Annotated in this window: 14 protein-coding genes, 1 tRNA gene and 1 pseudogene; 1 reads left to right on the top strand and 15 read right to left on the bottom strand. The window is 59.4% G+C overall.

All coding sequences use genetic code 11. The annotated features are described in order from the left end of the window. From ATY29_RS37270 to rpsL, 4 genes and pseudogenes are all read right to left on the bottom strand, one after another. Positions 1–67, bottom strand: a pseudogene (locus tag ATY29_RS37270) (GTP-binding protein); the annotation flags it as partial. A 68-nt stretch (positions 68–135) separates the two neighbouring features. Then, a complete protein-coding gene (gene fusA, locus ATY29_RS27140) occupies positions 136–2,235 on the bottom strand; it encodes an elongation factor G (protein ID WP_003573805.1) in 2,100 nt (699 codons plus the stop codon). 29 nt (positions 2,236–2,264) lie between these two features. Then, entirely contained in the window at positions 2,265–2,735 is a 471-nt protein-coding gene (rpsG, locus tag ATY29_RS27135; protein ID WP_003573807.1) for a 30S ribosomal protein S7, read from the bottom strand. Positions 2,736–2,812: 77 nt separating this feature from the next. After that, positions 2,813–3,184, bottom strand: coding sequence for a 30S ribosomal protein S12 (gene rpsL / locus ATY29_RS27130; RefSeq protein WP_003547537.1), 372 nt, complete (start codon positions 3,182–3,184; stop codon positions 2,813–2,815). Positions 3,185–3,682: 498 nt separating this feature from the next. Here rpsL and ATY29_RS27125 point away from each other — a divergent pair, with 498 nt between their 5' ends. Continuing rightward, positions 3,683–3,976, top strand: a complete 294-nt coding sequence (locus ATY29_RS27125; RefSeq protein WP_003573810.1) for a hypothetical protein — start codon at positions 3,683–3,685, stop codon at positions 3,974–3,976. Positions 3,977–4,123: 147 nt separating this feature from the next. On the opposite strand, the gene rpoC is transcribed toward ATY29_RS27125, so the two are convergent. The 11 genes from rpoC to ATY29_RS38210 form a co-directional block, all read right to left on the bottom strand. Beyond that, complete coding sequence (gene rpoC / locus ATY29_RS27120) at positions 4,124–8,332, bottom strand: DNA-directed RNA polymerase subunit beta' (RefSeq protein ID WP_003573811.1); 4,209 nt, start codon at positions 8,330–8,332, stop codon at positions 4,124–4,126. A gap of 190 nt (positions 8,333–8,522) precedes the next feature. After that, positions 8,523–12,662: a DNA-directed RNA polymerase subunit beta gene (gene rpoB / locus ATY29_RS27115; protein WP_003573813.1), complete on the bottom strand. Its 4,140-nt coding sequence runs from the start codon at positions 12,660–12,662 to the stop codon at positions 8,523–8,525. 260 nt (positions 12,663–12,922) lie between these two features. Then, a complete protein-coding gene (gene rplL / locus ATY29_RS27110) occupies positions 12,923–13,300 on the bottom strand; it encodes a 50S ribosomal protein L7/L12 (protein WP_003573814.1) in 378 nt (125 codons plus the stop codon). Between the two features lie 58 nt (positions 13,301–13,358). Next, positions 13,359–13,877, bottom strand: a complete 519-nt coding sequence (gene rplJ, locus ATY29_RS27105; protein WP_003573819.1) for a 50S ribosomal protein L10 — start codon at positions 13,875–13,877, stop codon at positions 13,359–13,361. Between the two features lie 328 nt (positions 13,878–14,205). Next, positions 14,206–14,907, bottom strand: coding sequence for a 50S ribosomal protein L1 (rplA, locus tag ATY29_RS27100; RefSeq protein WP_003573821.1), 702 nt, complete (start codon positions 14,905–14,907; stop codon positions 14,206–14,208). Between the two features lie 4 nt (positions 14,908–14,911). Continuing rightward, complete coding sequence (gene rplK / locus ATY29_RS27095; RefSeq protein ID WP_003547518.1) at positions 14,912–15,343, bottom strand: 50S ribosomal protein L11; 432 nt, start codon at positions 15,341–15,343, stop codon at positions 14,912–14,914. Between the two features lie 177 nt (positions 15,344–15,520). Beyond that, positions 15,521–16,051, bottom strand: coding sequence for a transcription termination/antitermination protein NusG (nusG, locus tag ATY29_RS27090; protein WP_003573823.1), 531 nt, complete (start codon positions 16,049–16,051; stop codon positions 15,521–15,523). Positions 16,052–16,068: 17 nt separating this feature from the next. Further along, the gene (gene secE / locus ATY29_RS27085; protein ID WP_003573826.1) at positions 16,069–16,269 is read right to left on the bottom strand and encodes a preprotein translocase subunit SecE; all 201 of its coding nucleotides are present in this window, start codon (positions 16,267–16,269) and stop codon (positions 16,069–16,071) included. 193 nt (positions 16,270–16,462) lie between these two features. Then, positions 16,463–16,538, bottom strand: a tRNA-Trp gene (locus tag ATY29_RS27080). A 168-nt stretch (positions 16,539–16,706) separates the two neighbouring features. Further along, positions 16,707–17,600: an NAD-dependent epimerase/dehydratase family protein gene (locus ATY29_RS27075; protein WP_003573828.1), complete on the bottom strand. Its 894-nt coding sequence runs from the start codon at positions 17,598–17,600 to the stop codon at positions 16,707–16,709. 170 nt (positions 17,601–17,770) lie between these two features. Further along, a complete protein-coding gene (locus ATY29_RS38210) occupies positions 17,771–17,905 on the bottom strand; it encodes a hypothetical protein (protein ID WP_003573829.1) in 135 nt (44 codons plus the stop codon). Positions 17,906–18,177 lie beyond the last annotated feature (272 nt).

The raw sequence follows: 18,177 nt of genomic DNA, 5'->3' as shown, positions 1-18,177 counted from the left end.
GGTCAACGTGGCCGATCGTGCCGATGTTGACGTGCGGCTTGTTGCGCTCAAACTTACTCTTTGCCATTTTCGGCTCTCCATTTTGCTAGTCCCCGAGGGGATCTAATTCTTGTTATCGGTCAATTGGTATTCCGGTCACTTCTGACCGGAATACTTTGCCTGGATTTCTGTTGCGACGTTCGACGGGACCGGCGAATAGTGATCGAAGGTCATCGTGTACTGGGCGCGGCCCTGAGACATGGAGCGCAGGTTGTCGACGTACTTGAACATGTTCGCGAGCGGCACGTTCGCGTTGATGACGACAGCGATACCACGGCTTTCCTGGCCCTGGATCTGACCGCGACGGGAGTTCAGGTCGCCGATGACGTCGCCGACATAATCTTCCGGGGTAACGACTTCGACCTTCATCATCGGCTCGAGCAGCTGAGCGCCAGCCTTCTTGGCTGCTTCACGGAAGCAGGCACGCGATGCGATTTCGAAGGCGAGAACCGAGGAGTCGACGTCGTGGAAGGCGCCGTCGATGAGGGTCGCCTTGACGCCGAGCATCGGGAAGCCAGCAAGCGGACCCGAAGACAGGACGCTTTCGATGCCCTTCTGGACGCCGGGGATGTATTCCTTCGGGACGGAACCACCGACGATCTTCGATTCGAACTTGAATTCGTCGCCTTCCGGGTTCGGTTCGAAGACGATCTTGACACGCGCGAACTGGCCGGTACCGCCAGACTGCTTCTTGTGCGTGTAGTCTTCTTCGTGCTGGCGCGTGATGGTTTCGCGGTAGGCAACCTGCGGCGCACCGACGGTTGCTTCGACCTTGAATTCACGACGCATGCGGTCGACGATGATGTCGAGATGCAGTTCGCCCATGCCGGCGATGATGGTCTGGCCGGATTCCTGGTCGGTCTTGACGCGGAAGGACGGATCCTCAGCAGCCAGGCGGTTGAGCGCGAGGCCCATCTTTTCCTGGTCGCCCTTGGTCTTCGGCTCGATGGCGATCTGGATGACCGGCTCGGGGAATTCCATACGCTCGAGGATAACCGGCTTCAGCGGATCGCAGAGCGTGTCGCCGGTCGTGGTTTCCTTGAGGCCAGCGAGAGCGACGATGTCGCCTGCGAAGGCTTCTTCGATGTCTTCACGCGAGTTGGAGTGCATCTGCAGCATGCGGCCGACGCGCTCGCGCTTGTCCTTGACCGTGTTCATGACCGACGCGCCCTTTTCGAGCTTGCCGGAGTAGATGCGGGCGAAGGTCAGCGAACCGACGAAGGGGTCGTTCATGATCTTGAAGGCGAGCATGGAAAGCGGCTCGCTGTCGTCGGCATGACGCTCGATGTCAGCTTCCGTCTTGAAGTCGATGCCCTTGATCGCCGGGATGTCCATCGGCGACGGCAGGTAGTCGACAACGGCGTCGAGCAGCGGCTGTACGCCCTTGTTCTTGAAGGCGGTGCCACAGAACATCGGATGGAACTTGACGTCGATCGTGCCGCGGCGAACCAGCGCACGGATCTGATCGTTGTCGGGCAGAATGCCTTCGAGATAGGCTTCCATCGCGGCTTCGTCGATGTCGACAACCGTTTCGATCAGCTTTTCGCGGTATTCTTCAGCCTTGGCCTTCATGTCCTCGGGGATCTCGACGACATCCCACTGGGCGCCGAGCGACTCGTCGCGCCAGATGAGAGCGTTCATCTCGATCAGGTCGATGACGCCCTTGAATTCGGTTTCCGCACCGATCGGCAGCTGCATGACGACAGCCGTTGCGCCGAGACGGGTCTTGATCATCTCGACGGAGCGGTAGAAGTCAGCGCCTGTCTTGTCCATCTTGTTGCAGAAGATCATCCGCGGGACATTGTACTTCTCGGCCTGACGCCAGACGGTCTCCGTCTGCGGCTCAACACCGGCGTTGGCATCGAGCAGCGCGATGGCGCCGTCGAGAACGCGCAGCGAACGCTCGACTTCGATGGTGAAGTCGACGTGGCCGGGGGTGTCGATGATGTTGAAGCGGCGCATCTTGCCGTCACGGCCCTTCCAGAAGGTCGTGGTGGCAGCGGAGGTGATCGTGATGCCACGCTCCTGCTCCTGCTCCATCCAGTCCATGGTGGCTGCGCCGTCGTGGACTTCGCCGATCTTGTGCGACTTGCCGGTGTAATAAAGAATACGCTCGGTGGTCGTGGTCTTGCCGGCGTCGATATGCGCCATGATACCGAAATTACGGTAGTCTTCGATCTTATATTCGCGAGCCATTGTGGACTGCCTTTCGATACCGTTCGGAATTACCAGCGATAGTGCGAGAACGCACGGTTGGCGTCAGCCATCTTGTGCGTGTCTTCGCGCTTCTTGACGGCGGAGCCGCGGTTGTTGGACGCATCGAGCAGTTCGCCTGACAGGCGATCGATCATGGTGGTTTCATTACGCTTACGGGCAGCAGCAATCAGCCAGCGAATGGCGAGAGCCTGGCGGCGCTCCGGACGAACATCAACCGGGACCTGATAGGTCGCACCACCGACGCGGCGCGAGCGAACTTCAACGTGCGGGGCAATGTTGTCGAGCGCAGAATGGAATACCGTGAGCGGCTCCTGCTTGGACTTGCCCTGGACGACGTCGAAGGCGCCATAGACGATGTTTTCAGCAACGGACTTCTTGCCGTCGAGCATGATGGCATTCATGAACTTGGTGACGACGAGGTCGCCGAACTTCGGATCCGGATTGATCTCGCGCTTTTCTGCTTTATGACGTCTGGACATACTTTTCGTCTCTTCAACCGTTAAGGCGCTTCATCACGCGGAGGACCTCGCGCAGCGCCGGATTATTCAAAACCGAATTACTTCGGACGCTTCGCACCGTACTTGGAGCGGCGCTGCTTGCGGTTCTTGACACCCTGGGTATCGAGAACGCCGCGGATGATGTGATAACGGACACCCGGAAGGTCCTTGACGCGGCCGCCACGGATCATGACGACAGAGTGTTCCTGAAGGTTGTGACCTTCGCCGGGGATGTAACCAATGACTTCGAAGCCGTTGGTCAGGCGGATCTTTGCGACCTTACGCAGAGCCGAGTTCGGCTTCTTCGGCGTCGTCGTATAGACGCGCGTGCAAACGCCGCGCTTCTGCGGGTTCTCCTGGAGTGCGGGAACCTTGTTACGCTTTACGTTCGCCTGGCGAGGCTTGCGGATCAGCTGGTTTACGGTAGGCATTCAACCATCCCTTACGTTTTATCTCAGTACCCTTGCGGGCTTGAACTCGCGCCGTCTCCGGCAGTGACGCATGCTTTCCGTCAATGCGCAAAATATGGCCCGATCCGCTTCCGCAGATGGACCACAAGGAGCAGAGGACGCATAAAAAATGCGTCGTGCGTGCAGCATCATGACTTCAACGTGCGTTTAGAACCTTGTTTGAGGTGAACTTCAGGGCGCGTCGCCCCGAACAGCCAAGCCTCACATGGGATCTGATGGCCGGGGTACTACTGGTTTCCACCCCTCTCGTCAAGGCCGGTTAAGAAATAAACTCGCCGTATCGCCTTGATCTGCGGGCCTAACGCCCTGATTTCATCCTTCTAGACGAAATGGCAGCCGTGCACCAAGATAAAAACTTGGGCATCGCGGCAAAAGCAGTTAAGGAATCAGCAATTGCGGCGTGCGGCCCTCACAGCAGGATTCGAGCGACCGAATCGTCAAAGAGCCGAAGGACAGGCGATGATTACGACACCCGATAACGACAATAATTTCGATGGCCCGATGATCTTCATCATTATCGGCAAGGGCTATGAGTCCGACGACAGCGAGGGCATCGACCTGCACATCATGCTGAAGGCGCCCGACGACGACACGGCCGTGCGCGAGGCCTTGAACGCGCTTGCCGAGGAAGGCTTCATCGAGGCCGATCTCGACCAGATCGGCATGCTGACCGAGGTGCCTGCCGAAGAGCCGCACGCCTCTGCCTACCAGGGTGCGGTCGACGGCGAGGTCGCGATCATCCGGTTCAACTGAAGGGCGCCGCCACTTAGGCTGCCGGTCGCCAAAGCAGCATAAGTGGAATGAGCGCCTTCCCTGCCCCGGACCAACCAACACCGACCAAAACAAAAACCGCCCGGATCGCTCCGGGCGGTTTTTCAATTGGTGGACTTCAGCTGCGGATTATTCCGCAGCCGGAGCCTTTTCGGCCATGTCCTGCAGCATCGGCGTGGCAACGGCAGCACCGGAGCCCTTGCGGCGCTCTTCGAGGATCAGCTCGTCGCGCGACGTAGCGATACGGCGGATCTGGGTCATGGTGCCGCCAGTGCCGGCCGGGATGAGGCGGCCGACGATGACGTTTTCCTTCAGACCCTGCAGACCGTCGGTCTTGCCGGCGATCGCAGCTTCCGTCAGCACCTTGGTCGTTTCCTGGAAGGATGCGGCCGAGATGAAGGACGGGGTCTGCAGCGACGCCTTGGTGATGCCGAGAAGAACCGGATCGCCATAGGCGGGCTTCTTGCCCTGTTCGATCAGGTGATCGTTGACGTCTTCGAGCTCGATCCGGTCGACATTGTCGCCGACGATATAGGTCGAGTCGCCTGCATCGGTGATCTCCACCTTCTGCAGCATCTGACGGACAATCACCTCGATGTGCTTGTCGTTGATGACAACGCCCTGCAGGCGGTAGACTTCCTGGATCTCGTTGACGAGGTAGGAGGCCAGAGCCTCGACGCCCTTGATCGCCAGGATGTCGTGCGGAGCCGGGTTACCGTCGAGGATGTAGTCACCCTTTTCGATATAGTCACCTTCCTGAAGGTGGAAAGGCTTGCCCTTCGGGATCAGGTATTCGACAGGCTCGACACCGTCTTCCGCCGGCTCGATGATGACGCGGCGCTTGTTCTTGTAGTCGCGGCCGAGGCGGATCGTACCATCGATCTCTGCGATGATGGCGTGGTCCTTCGGACGGCGGGCTTCGAAGAGCTCGGCAACACGCGGCAGACCACCGGTGATGTCCTTGGTCTTGGCGCTTTCCAGCGGCGAACGCGCAAGCACGTCACCCTGGGAGACCTTGGTGCCTGGCTCGACCGACAGGATCGCATCGACCGAGAGCAGGAAGCGGGCGTCACCACCACGCGAAAGCTTGGCGACATTGCCGCTGGCATCCTTGATGACGATCGCCGGCTTGAGGTCCGAACCGCGCGGGGTCGAACGCCAGTCGATGACCTGACGCTTGGTGATGCCGGTGGATTCGTCGGTTGCTTCCAGAACGGAGAGACCGTCGACCAGGTCTTCGAACTGAACGGTACCAGCCACTTCGGTCATCATCGGACGGGTATAAGGATCCCACTCCGCCAGACGCTGGCCGCGCTTGACCTTGTCGCCTTCGTCGACATGCAGCTTCGAACCGTAGGCCACACGCTGCGAAGACCGTTCCACGCCACGCTCGTCCAGGATCTGGACGGTCATGTTGCGGCCCATGGCAACAAGGTTGCCATCGGAGTTGCGCAGGATGTTGCGGTTCTTGATCTGCACCGTACCTTCGTACGAGGCTTCCAGGAACGACTGGTCGACCACGGTGGCCGTACCGCCAAGGTGGAAGGTTCGCATGGTGAGCTGGGTGCCCGGCTCGCCGATCGACTGAGCCGCGATGACGCCGACGGCTTCGCCCATATTGACAGGCGTACCACGGGCCAGGTCGCGGCCGTAGCAGACCGAGCAGACGCCCGTCTGGATTTCGCAGGTCAGCGCCGACCGGATGCGGATCGACTGGATACCGGCCTTCTCGATCTCGATGACATCGGGCTCGAGGATCATCTTGCCGGCATCGACGATGCGCTCACCCGTGACCGGATGATCGATGTCATCGAGCGCCGTGCGGCCGAGGATGCGGGCGCCGAGCGAGGCAACCACCTGACCGGCATCGACGATGGCGGTCATGGTGAGGCCGGTTTCAGTGCCGCAATCGACGTGCGTGACGATGCAATCCTGCGCGACGTCGACAAGACGGCGGGTCAGGTAGCCGGAGTTGGCGGTCTTCAAGGCGGTGTCTGCCAGCCCCTTGCGGGCGCCGTGCGTCGAGTTGAAGTACTCGTTGACGGTCAGGCCTTCCTTGAAGTTCGAGATGATCGGGGTCTCGATGATTTCACCCGACGGCTTGGCCATGAGGCCGCGCATGCCGCCCAGCTGACGCATCTGGTTCGGAGAACCGCGGGCGCCGGAATGGCTCATCATGTAGATCGAGTTCATCGGCTTCTGACGACCGGTCTTGTCGTCGAATTCGACCGCCTTAATGCGGGCCATCATCTCTTCGGCGACCTTTTCGGTGGCTTTGCCCCAGGCGTCGACAACCTTGTTGTACTTTTCGCCCTGGGTGATCAGGCCGTCATTATACTGCTGCTCGTATTCCTTCACCAGGCTTTCGGTGTCGGCAACGATCTTGGCCTTGGCATCCGGAATGACCATGTCGTCCTTGCCGAACGAAATGCCGGCGCGGCAGGCATGGGAGAAGCCGAGCTGCATGATGCGGTCGCAGAAGATGACCGTGTCCTTCTGGCCGCAGTGACGGTAGACCGTGTCGATCATCTTGGAGATGTTCTTCTTGGTCATTTCCTGGTTGCAGATGTCGAAGGGAACCTTGCCGTTCTTCGGCAGCAGTTCGCCGATGAGCAGACGGCCAGGCGTCGTCTCATAGATCTTCGAGTAGGGCTTGCCATCCTCGTCGACCGACTTGAAACGGCCGCGGATCTTGGTGTGCAGTGTCACGACCTTGCTTTCGAGGGCGTGATGCAGCTCGCCGAGATCGGAGAAGGCCATGCCTTCGCCCGGCTCGTTCTGGTTCAGGATCGACAGGTAATAGAGGCCGAGAACCATGTCCTGCGAGGGAACGATGATCGGCGCGCCGTTGGCCGGATGCAGGATGTTGTTGGTGGACATCATCAGCACGCGGGCTTCGAGCTGGGCTTCGAGCGACAGCGGCACGTGAACGGCCATCTGGTCACCGTCGAAGTCGGCGTTGAAGGCCGTGCAGACGAGCGGATGCAGCTGGATCGCCTTGCCTTCGACCAGGGTGGGTTCGAAGGCCTGGATGCCCAGGCGGTGCAGCGTCGGTGCGCGGTTCAGGAGAACCGGATGCTCGCGGATAACCTCATCGAGGATATCCCAGACTTCGGGCTTTTCCTTTTCGACCAGCTTCTTGGCCTGCTTGACGGTCGAGGAATAACCCTTGGCGTCGAGGCGGGCATAGATGAACGGCTTGAAGAGCTCGAGCGCCATCTTCTTCGGCAGACCGCACTGGTGCAGCTTCAGTTCCGGGCCGGTGACGATAACCGAACGGCCGGAATAGTCGACGCGCTTGCCGAGCAGGTTCTGGCGGAAGCGTCCCTGCTTGCCCTTCAGCATGTCGGAGAGCGACTTCAGCGGACGCTTGTTGGCGCCGGTGATGACGCGGCCGCGACGGCCGTTGTCGAACAGCGCGTCAACCGATTCCTGCAGCATGCGCTTTTCGTTGCGGATGATGATGCCAGGCGCACGAAGCTCGATCAGGCGCTTCAGACGGTTGTTACGGTTGATGACGCGGCGGTAGAGATCGTTCAGGTCCGAGGTCGCGAAACGGCCGCCGTCGAGCGGAACCAGCGGACGCAGGTCCGGCGGGATGACCGGAACGACCTTCATGATCATCCATTCCGGACGGTTGCCCGACTCCATGAAGTTCTCGACGATCTTCAGGCGCTTCATCAGCTTTTTCTGCTTGAGATCCGACGTGGTGTCGGCAAGCTCGGCGCGCAGGTCGCCAGCGATCTTTTCGAGGTTCATCGAGGCCAGCATCTCGTAGATCGCCTCAGCGCCGATCATCGCGGTGAACTGGTCTTCGCCGTATTCGTCAACGGCGAGCATATACTCTTCTTCCGAGAGGAGCTGGTGCTCCTTGAGGGCAGTCAGGCCCGGCTCGGTGACGATGTAGTTTTCGAAATAGAGGACGCGTTCGACATCCTTCAGCGTCATGTCGAGCAGCGTCGAGATGCGCGACGGCAGCGACTTCAGGAACCAGATGTGGGCAACGGGAGCGGCGAGCTCGATATGGCCCATGCGCTCACGGCGAACGCGCGACAGCGTGACTTCGACGCCGCACTTTTCGCAGATGATGCCCTTGTACTTCATGCGCTTGTACTTGCCGCACAGGCATTCGTAGTCCTTGATGGGCCCGAAGATGCGCGCGCAGAACAGACCGTCGCGTTCCGGCTTGAACGTGCGGTAGTTGATGGTTTCCGGCTTCTTGATCTCACCGTAGGACCAGGAGAGGATCTTCTCCGGCGACGCGATCGAAATCCGAATGGAATCGAAATTCTGTGCAGGCACCTGCGGATTGAAAAGATTCATGACCTCTTGGTTCATGCCTGTCTCCTTCATGGGCTAAAGCGCCCTCAAAATGCGATGGACGGCGGCAAATTCCCGGGAGCCGCCTCCCTCGCTTAAACGAGAATAACCGCAAGATGCGGCGAAACTTCCCTGCAGGGCCGATACGGATACGGCGCCCGGCGGGACCGGCGTGCGCCGCATTGGCAGCGCACGCCCTATCAACTGCTTACTCGGCCGCGTCGGGCAGCTGAGCTGCCTGCGCCTCGTCAAGCTTGGTGTTTTCGAGCTCGACGCTAAGGCCCAGCGAGCGCATTTCCTTGACGAGAACGTTGAAGCTTTCCGGAATACCGGCTTCGAACGTGTCGTCTCCGCGGACGATGGCTTCGTAGACCTTGGTGCGGCCGGCGACGTCGTCCGACTTCACCGTCAGCATTTCCTGCAGCGTGTAGGCCGCGCCGTATGCTTCGAGCGCCCAGACTTCCATTTCGCCGAAGCGCTGGCCGCCGAACTGCGCCTTGCCACCCAGCGGCTGCTGGGTCACGAGCGAGTAAGGACCGATCGAACGGGCATGGATCTTGTCGTCGACCAGGTGGTTGAGCTTCAGCATGTAGATGTAGCCCACGGTGACCTGGCGGTCGAACTGCTCGCCGGTACGGCCATCATAAAGCGTCGACTGACCGGTATCCTTGAGACCTGCCAGACGAAGCATGTCGTTGACGTCGCCTTCGTGAGCACCGTCGAAGACAGGCGTCGCAATCGAAACGCCGCGCTTCCACTGGTCGGCAAGACGCAGAACAGATTCGTCGTCGAACTCGTGGACCTGTTCGGCCTTCGGACCGTCACCGACGACATCGCCGATGGTCTTGCGCAGCGGCTCGATGTTGCCATTGGCCTTGTATGCCTCGATCAGTTCGCCGATCTGGCGACCCATGCCGGCGCAAGCCCAACCCAGGTGGGTTTCAAGGATCTGGCCGACGTTCATGCGCGAGGGAACGCCGAGCGGGTTCAGAACGACGTCGACATGCGTGCCGTCTTCGAGGAACGGCATGTCCTCGACAGGCACAATGCGCGAAACGACGCCCTTGTTCCCATGTCGGCCGGCCATCTTGTCGCCCGGCTGGATCTTGCGCTTCACAGCGACGAAGACCTTGACCATCTTCATGACGCCAGGAGGCATTTCATCGCCGCGCTGGACCTTCTCGACCTTATCCATAAAGCGCTGTTCAAGGCGCGACTTGGATTCGTCGTACTGGCCGCGGAGCGCTTCAAGCTCGCTCTGAACCTTCTCGTCTTCGACCGCGAACATCCACCACTGCGAGCGGGGATATTCGGAGACGACGGCGTTCGAAAGCTCGGTGCCCTTCTTGAAGCCCTTCGGGCCGGCGATGGAAGCCTGGCCGCGCAGCATTTCGATCAGACGGCCGTAGACGTTACGGTCGAGGATCGCCTGCTCGTCGTCGCGGTCCTTGGCAAGACGCTCGATCTCTTCGCGCTCAATTGCCATCGCGCGCTCGTCCTTCTCGACGCCATGGCGGTTGAAGACGCGAACTTCGACGATCGTGCCGTAAGTGCCGGGCGGCATGCGCATGGAGGTATCGCGCACGTCGGAGGCCTTTTCGCCGAAGATGGCGCGCAGAAGCTTTTCTTCCGGCGTCATCGGGCTTTCGCCCTTCGGGGTGATCTTGCCGACGAGGATATCGCCCGGCTGAACTTCGGCGCCGATATAGACGATGCCGGCTTCGTCGAGATTTTTGAGCGCTTCTTCCGAAACGTTCGGAATGTCGCGGGTGATTTCCTCAGGACCAAGCTTGGTGTCGCGCGCCATCACTTCGAATTCCTCGATGTGGATGGAGGTGAACACGTCGTCGGCAACGATACGCTCGGAGAGCAGGATCGAGTCTTCGTAGTTGTAGCCGTTCCAGGGCATGAACGCGACGAGCGCGTTGCGGCCGAGCGCCAGGTCGCCGAGATCGGTCGACGGGCCGTCGGCGAGGATGTCGCCGCGGTTGACCTCGTCACCGACGGTGACCAGCGGACGCTGGTTGACGCAGGTGTTCTGGTTCGAACGCTGGAACTTCTGCAGGCGGTAGATATCGACGCCGGATTTGCCGGCTTCGAGGTCTTCAGTGGCGCGGATAACGATACGCGTCGCGTCGACCTGGTCGACCACGCCGCCGCGGCGGGCGCCGATGGCAGCACCTGAGTCGCGGGCAACGACCGGCTCCATGCCGGTACCGACGAACGGGGCTTCGGCACGCAGCAGCGGCACGGCCTGACGCTGCATGTTCGAGCCCATGAGGGCGCGGTTGGCGTCGTCGTTTTCCAGGAACGGGATGAGCGCGGCTGCGACCGAAACGACCTGCTTCGGCGAAACGTCCATCAGGTTCATACTGTCGCGGGGCGCGAGCATGACTTCGCCGGCATGACGGCAGACGACGAACTCGTCGACGAAGGAGCCGTCGGCGTTCATTTCGGCGTTGGCCTGGGCGACGTAATACTTCGCCTCTTCCATGGCGGAGAGGTAGAGCACGTCGCTCGTCACCTTGCCGTCGACGATACGGCGGTACGGGCTTTCGATGAAGCCGTACTTGTTGACGCGGGCAAAGGTCGCAAGCGAGTTGATCAGACCGATGTTCGGGCCTTCCGGCGTTTCGATCGGGCAAATACGGCCGTAGTGGGTCGGATGCACGTCGCGGACTTCGAAGCCGGCGCGCTCACGGGTCAGACCGCCCGGGCCAAGAGCCGAAAGACGACGCTTGTGGGTGATTTCCGAGAGCGGGTTGACCTGGTCCATGAACTGCGAGAGCTGCGAGGAACCGAAGAACTCGCGAACGGCGGCAGCCGCCGGCTTGGCGTTGATCAGATCCTGCGGCATGACCGTGTCGATCTCGATCGAGGACATGCGTTCCTTGATCGCGCGCTCCATGCGGAGCAGGCCGAGACGGTACTGGTTTTCCATCAGCTCGCCGACCGAGCGGACGCGACGGTTACCGAGGTTGTCGATATCGTCGATCTCGCCCTTGCCATCGCGCAGTTCGACCAGCATCCTGACCACGGCCAGAATGTCGTCCTTGCGCAGGATACGGACGGTGTCTTCGACGGTCAGGTCGAGACGCATGTTCATCTTGACGCGGCCGACGGCGGAGAGGTCGTAACGCTCCGCATCGAAGAACAGCGAGTTGAACATGGCTTCGGCCGATTCCATGGTCGGCGGTTCACCCGGACGCATGACGCGGTAAATGTCGAACAGAGCGTCCTGACGGTTCTCGTTCTTGTCGGCGGTAAGCGTGTTGCGGATGTAGGCGCCAACATTGATGTGGTCGATGCCGAGAACCGGGATCTCGTCGAAACCGTTGGCCAGGATGATGCCGAGCGTCTTCTCATCGATTTCGTCGCCGGCTTCGAGATAGATCTCGCCCGTCGAGTAGTTGACGATGTCGCCGGCGAGGTAGTTGCCATAGAGATCGTCATCGGCAGCCTTCAGCGCCTTCAGGCCCTTGTCGGAGAGCGTGCGAAGCAGACGCGGGGTCAGCTTCTTGCCGGCCTCCACGACGACTTCGCCGGTATCGGCGTCGACCATCTCGGTGATCGCCTTGGCACCCTTCAGGGTTTCCGGCTTGAAGGGAATGCGCCAGCCTGCGCCGTCGCGCTTGTAGAGCGACTTCGTGTAGAAGGTGTCAAGGATTTCCTCGCCGTCCATGCCGAGCGCCATCAGGAGCGAGGTGACAGGGATCTTACGGCGACGGTCGATACGGGCGTAGACGATATCCTTGGCGTCGAATTCGATGTCGAGCCAGGAGCCGCGATAGGGGATGACGCGGGCAGCAAAGAGCAGCTTGCCGGAAGAATGGCTCTTGCCCTTGTCGTGGTCGAAGAAGACGCCCGGCGAACGGTGCATCTGGGAGACGATGACGCGCTCCGTGCCGTTGACGATGAACGTGCCATTGTTGGTCATGAGCGGCATGTCGCCCATGTAGACGGACTGTTCCTTGATGTCCTTGATCGACTTCGCGCCGGTATCCTCGTCGATATCGAACACGATTAGGCGCAACGTGACCTTCAGCGGTGCTGCATAGGTCAGGTCGCGCTGACGGCATTCGTCAACGTCGAACTTCGGCGGTTCGAACTCGTAGGACACAAATTCCAGCATGGACGCGCCGGAGAAATCGGTGATCGGGAAAACCGACTTGAAAACGGCCTGAAGGCCTTCGTCGGGCCGGCCGCCTTTCGGCTCTTCAACCATCAAAAACTGGTCGTAGGACGCCTTCTGAACCTCGATGAGGTTCGGCATTTCTGCGACTTCGGGGATCTTACCAAAAAACTTGCGTACGCGCCTGCGACCGTTGAACGAAAGGGTCTGAGCCATCGTCGCTCCTTCAAATCTTGCACCCGGGCCTGCAACGGACGGGAACCGATGGCCAGTCGATCCCGTCAATCAATGGGTAGTTCAATCTCGTCCGACTCCCGAAAACGCTCAGCTCGGATTGCTGTGCTGCCCTCGGCGCGAGACTATCCTTTTGAAGAACCCATTACCCAAAAGCCGGTTTGACGCGGCTTTTGGGTAATTCGTTCAGAAAAACGGCAAATGGGAGGCAGTCGAGACTGCCTCCCAAAAGCAGTTCAAGATTACTTGACGTCGGCCTTGGCGCCGGCGTCTTCAAGCTTCTTCTTGATGTCAGCGGCTTCAGCCTTGGAAACGCCTTCCTTGACAGCCTTCGGAGCGGCCTCGACGAGGTCCTTGGCTTCCTTGAGGCCGAGACCGGTGATGGCGCGGACTTCCTTGATGACGTTGATCTTGTTGGCGCCGGCATCCGCGAGGATGACGTCGAACTCGGTCTTTTCTTCTTCAACGACAGCCGGGCCAGCACCACCAGCAGCGGCAGCAACAGCTACCGGAGCAGCAGCGGAAACGCCCCACTTTTCTTCGAGAAGCTTCGACAGTTCTGCAGCTTCCAGAACGGTCAGCGAGGAGAGGTCGTCAACGATCTTTGCGAGATCAGCCATTTTACTAGTTCCTTTTGTTCGGTTCGAACCGGTTGATTATAAACAGCGAAAAACCGCCTTAAGCGGCTTCGTCCTTCTTGGCGTAGGCCGCAAACACGCGGGCAAGCTGGCTTGCCGGTGCTGCAACAACTCCAGCGATGCGGGTAGCCGGTGTCTGGATCATGCCCAGCAGCTTCGCACGCAACTCATCGAGCGAAGGCAGGGTCGCAAGCGACTTGACTGCATCGGCGTTGAGCGTGGTTGTTCCCATGGCGCCGCCCAGAACAACGATCTTGTCGTTGGTCTTGGCGAAATCCATGACGACCTTCGGAGCGGTGATCGGATCGGTGCTGTATGCAATCAGCGTCTGACCCTTGAAGAGATCGGTGATCCCTTCCGCTTCCGTACCCTGAAGGGCAATTTTGGCCAGGCGGTTCTTCGCGACTTTGACGGTGCCGCCAGCTGCACGCATCTTCGAACGAAAGTCGTTCATCTGCGCGACTGTGGCACCAGCATAGTGGGCCACGACAACTGAGCCCGAAGCCTTGAAGACTTCACTCAGTTCCGTGACGAATTCGCGTTTTTCCGCTCTTTCCACTGCCTATCTCCAGTTGGCGGGACCGAAAACGGGCCCGCCGGGTTGCCTTTGCCTCCCGGGATCATGTGAGATCCCAAGCGACGCTTGAGGATCCTGTCCCCCCGCGCTCCCGCGCCATTCAAGGCTAAAGAGGCACAAGGCATCCAAGGCTCGAACCGAGTTACGAGAAGCGAACTTCATGCAATTCGGGTCTTACCCGTCTCATGCAGGCGAAGTGATTAAGGGAAAACCACCTGCAATCTCGGACAGGATTCCGGATTTCTCCGGAATATTCCGGCCCCTCGCGAGGCCGGAATTTCAGTGACCGGACCGAGGTCCGGCAATCAACTTATGCAGTCGGAGCTGCGGTGACCGAGCCGACTTCGATCTTGACGCCCGGGCCCATGGTCGAAGAAATCGCCACGCGCTTGACGTAGTTGCCCTTGGCGCCGGCCGGCTTCGCCTTGATGACGGCGTCAGCGAAGGCGCGGATGTTTTCTTCCAGAGCCTTGGCATCGAAAGAGGCCTTGCCGATGCCGGCATGGACGATACCAGCCTTCTCGACGCGGAACTCGACAGCACCGCCCTTGGAAGCCTTGACGGCTCCGGCCACATCCATGGTGACGGTGCCGACCTTCGGGTTCGGCATCATGCCGCGGGGTCCGAGAACCTTACCGAGACGGCCGACGAGCGGCATCATGTCGGGGGTGGCGATGCAGCGATCGAATTCGATTTTGCCGCCCTGGACGATTTCGACGAGCTCTTCAGCGCCGACGATATCAGCACCGGCGGCCTTGGCTTCATCAGCCTTGACGCCACGAGCGAAGACAGCAACGCGAACCGTACGGCCGGTGCCGTTCGGCAGGTTGACGACGCCGCGAACCATCTGGTCCGCATGGCGCGGGTCGACGCCGAGGTTCATCGAGACTTCGATGGTTTCGTCGAACTTGGCCACAGCCCGTTCCTTGACCATACCGATGGCCAGGGAGAGAGCATAGAGCTTGGTGGGATCAACACCTTCGTTGATCTTCTGCGTGCGCTTACCAGCCATGATCTTAACCCACCACTTCCAGGCCCATGGCGCGGGCAGAGCCCTCGATCATCGCCATTGCACCTTCGATATCCGCTGCGTTCAGATCCTTCATCTTGGCTTCTGCGATCGACTTGATCTGAGCCTTGGTGAGGGAGCCGGCCTTGGCGCCCTTGCCGGGCGTCTTGGAACCGGATGTGATCTTCGCTTCCTTCTTCAGCCAGTAGCTGACCGGAGGCTGCTTCATCGCGAAGGTGAAGGACTTGTCCTGGTAGTAGGTGATGACGACCGGGATCGGCATACCCTTTTCCATTTCCTGCGTGGCGGCATTGAACGCCTTGCAGAATTCCATGATGTTAATGCCACGCTGACCAAGCGCCGGACCAATCGGCGGGGACGGGTTTGCCGATCCTGCCTTGACCTGAAGCTTGAGCTGGCCTGCAACTTTCTTAGCCATATCTCTCTGCCTTTCATGAACGGCCGGTCGCCCGACCCGTGATGCCGGATCTCTCCGGCGGCTGCGGTTGCGTGGTGCGGATCATTAGGGTCCGGCTAAGACCCCTCACCTTCCACGCGGGTGCGGACAAGGTCCGCGGGAAACAGGCCGCAAGGGCCAGCTTCCAATCTCATACAATCAGACCTTCTCGACCTGAGCGTATTCCAGCTCAACCGGCGTTGCGCGGCCAAAGATCGACACTTCAACCTTCAGGCGCGAACGCTCTTCGTCCACATCCTGAACCGTGCCGTTGAACGACGCGAACGGGCCGTCGGAAACACGCACCTGCTCGCCGATCTCGAAGGTAATGGAGGCCTTCGGCCGCTCGACACCTTCCTGGACCTGACCGAGAATGCGCTCGGCCTCATGATCCGGAATCGGAACGGGCTTATTGTCGGAGCCGAGGAAACCTGTCACCTTCGGCGTATTCTTGATCAGGTGATAGGCTTCGTCCGTCAGATTGGCACGAACCATGACATAGCCCGGGAAGAACTTGCGCTCGGAATCGACCTTGCGGCCGCGACGCACTTCCACCACCTTTTCGGTCGGCACGAGGATCTTCTCGAACAGGTGCTCAAGCCCCTTCTGGCGAGCCTTGTTCTCGATGTCTTCAGCTACCTTCTTTTCAAAATTTGAATATGCGTGGACGATGTACCAACGTGCCGCCATTTTCATCTCCACCCGTATCAGTTGCCGGTATTGAGCACGAAGCTCAGAACCCAGCCGATCAGCTGGTCAGCGGCAAAGAAAAACAGCGCGGCGAAAACCACCATCACAAGCACCATAACCGTCGAGATCATCGTCTCGCGGCGCGACGGCCATGTAACTTTGGACGTCTCGGAGCGAACCTGCTGCAGAAACGCAAACGGATTGGATTTGGATGCCATCGACTGCCCACGCAATTACGGCGCGTAAAGCTGAAACTATCAGCCCCACGCACCGCGTGTCTGTTGAACCCTAAATAAACACCGATTTCCGAATACACAAGAGGGAAACCGAAGTTTAACGAAATAAGTCATTGCCCATAAATCCCCGGCCGGAATGCCGCGAGCATGTCCGCGCTGTTCCGCACGAGGAAAATGGCAGGGGCAGTAAGGCTCGAACTTACGACCTGCGGTTTTGGAGACCGCCGCTCTACCAACTGAGCTATACCCCTTCATACCGATCATTCAGCGTCTGGGCCAAGACCCGCAAATCGCTGCTGAAAAGCATGGCGCTCCCTTTAAGACGACGGCAGCGGATTGGCAAGCACGAATTTCGTTTTTCAAAGCCATTCTGCGCATTTGCGAGCCATCGGCTTGCCCGTCCCGCCACCGAGAAGGGTTCAGACCTTCACATATTTCCGCCAATCGTGCTCTTCTTTAAAACCCAGCACCTCGCGAATCTTGCGGTTGGAGAGCAGGCCTTCATATTCGCCGATCTCGCGGGTGAAGGGCACGTTCGGGAAGAATCGCTTGGCAAGCTCCTTCGACGGCGTGTTGGCCGAGACGGTGTCGTTGGCGGCGTTGAAGACCTGATAGCCCAGGCCGTCCTTTTCGATGCAGAGATGGCAGATCTGTCCGAGATCGCGGGCGTCAATATAGCTCCAGGTAATGCGCTTGCGCATCTCGGGATTGGCGAAATAGGTGGGGAACCTCTCATATTCGTGCGGCTCAATGACGTTGCCGATACGCAGCGCATAGATGTCGAAGCCCGAACGCTCGGCAAAGGCGCGGGCCGTCTTTTCGTTCACCACCTTGGAAAGCCCGTAGGAATCCATCGGATTGACGTCGTAGTCTTCCTCCAGCGGGAACTGGTGGAAATCGCGATGGCCTTCGGCGAAGCAGACGCCATACGTCGTCTCGCTGGATGCGATGATAATCTTCCTGATGCCGAGCTTCACCGCCGCCTCGATGACATTATAAGTGCCCATCGTGTTGATGCGGAAAGTCTCATTGTCGGGCTTGATCAGAATACGCGGAATGGCGGCGAAATGCACGACGGCATCGAAGGGCTGCACGCCCCTGCCCGCATCGAGATCGGGAAAATCTCGGTGCATCGACAGCGCGTTGAAGACCTGACCGCTGTCCGTGATGTCGGCAATGAGATTGGTGACGCCGGGACTGTCCAGCGGCAGGAGATCGAGGTTGTGAACCTCGTAACCTGCATTGACGAGCCACGGCACGGTGTGGCGACCTGCCTTGCCCGAACCGCCCGTAAACAGAATTCGCTTCTTCATGGGAAATATCCTCCGCGTCATCACATCGGAGGCATAGTTAGACGCTTCCGCGCGAAGAGCAAGCGAGCGTCCGGCAAGGGTTCACCCCCGCATCGCCAAGCGCTCCCTATCCGGGCCACGTGGCAGTCATTTCCGATCACCGCAAAGCCTGCGATGAACTGCTTAAATCGTCACTTGACGACGCTTACGTCACCGATCTGCACTCCGGCTGCCTGAACAACCTCCTGCGGAATTGCAGCGATGAAAAACATCGTGAAAACATACATCGCGAATATCGTCGCAACGAACGTGGCCTTTGGAATCATCCGGGCTCTCCTCTTTGCATGAAGGAGTCTGGACTAAAATGAACCAATCACAACCGGTTTCTGAATGTGAGATGAACAAAATACTGTGACGGGTGAATTTAACGATATTTTTACAACACCTGTTAAACACCCAGATAGGCATCAAAACGAAAAAACCCCGCCGTTTCCAGCGGGGTTTTTCCTGAAATTCGGGTAATCCCAGGATTACTCGACGATCGAAGCAACGATACCGGCGCCGACGGTGCGGCCGCCTTCGCGGATGGCGAAGCGCA

The organism is Rhizobium hidalgonense (assembly GCF_002914525.1).
In the GTDB taxonomy this organism is placed as follows: domain Bacteria; phylum Pseudomonadota; class Alphaproteobacteria; order Rhizobiales; family Rhizobiaceae; genus Rhizobium; species Rhizobium hidalgonense.
Note: the sequence above shows the minus strand (reverse complement) of the source record. Positions and strands in the feature narration are given on the sequence as shown.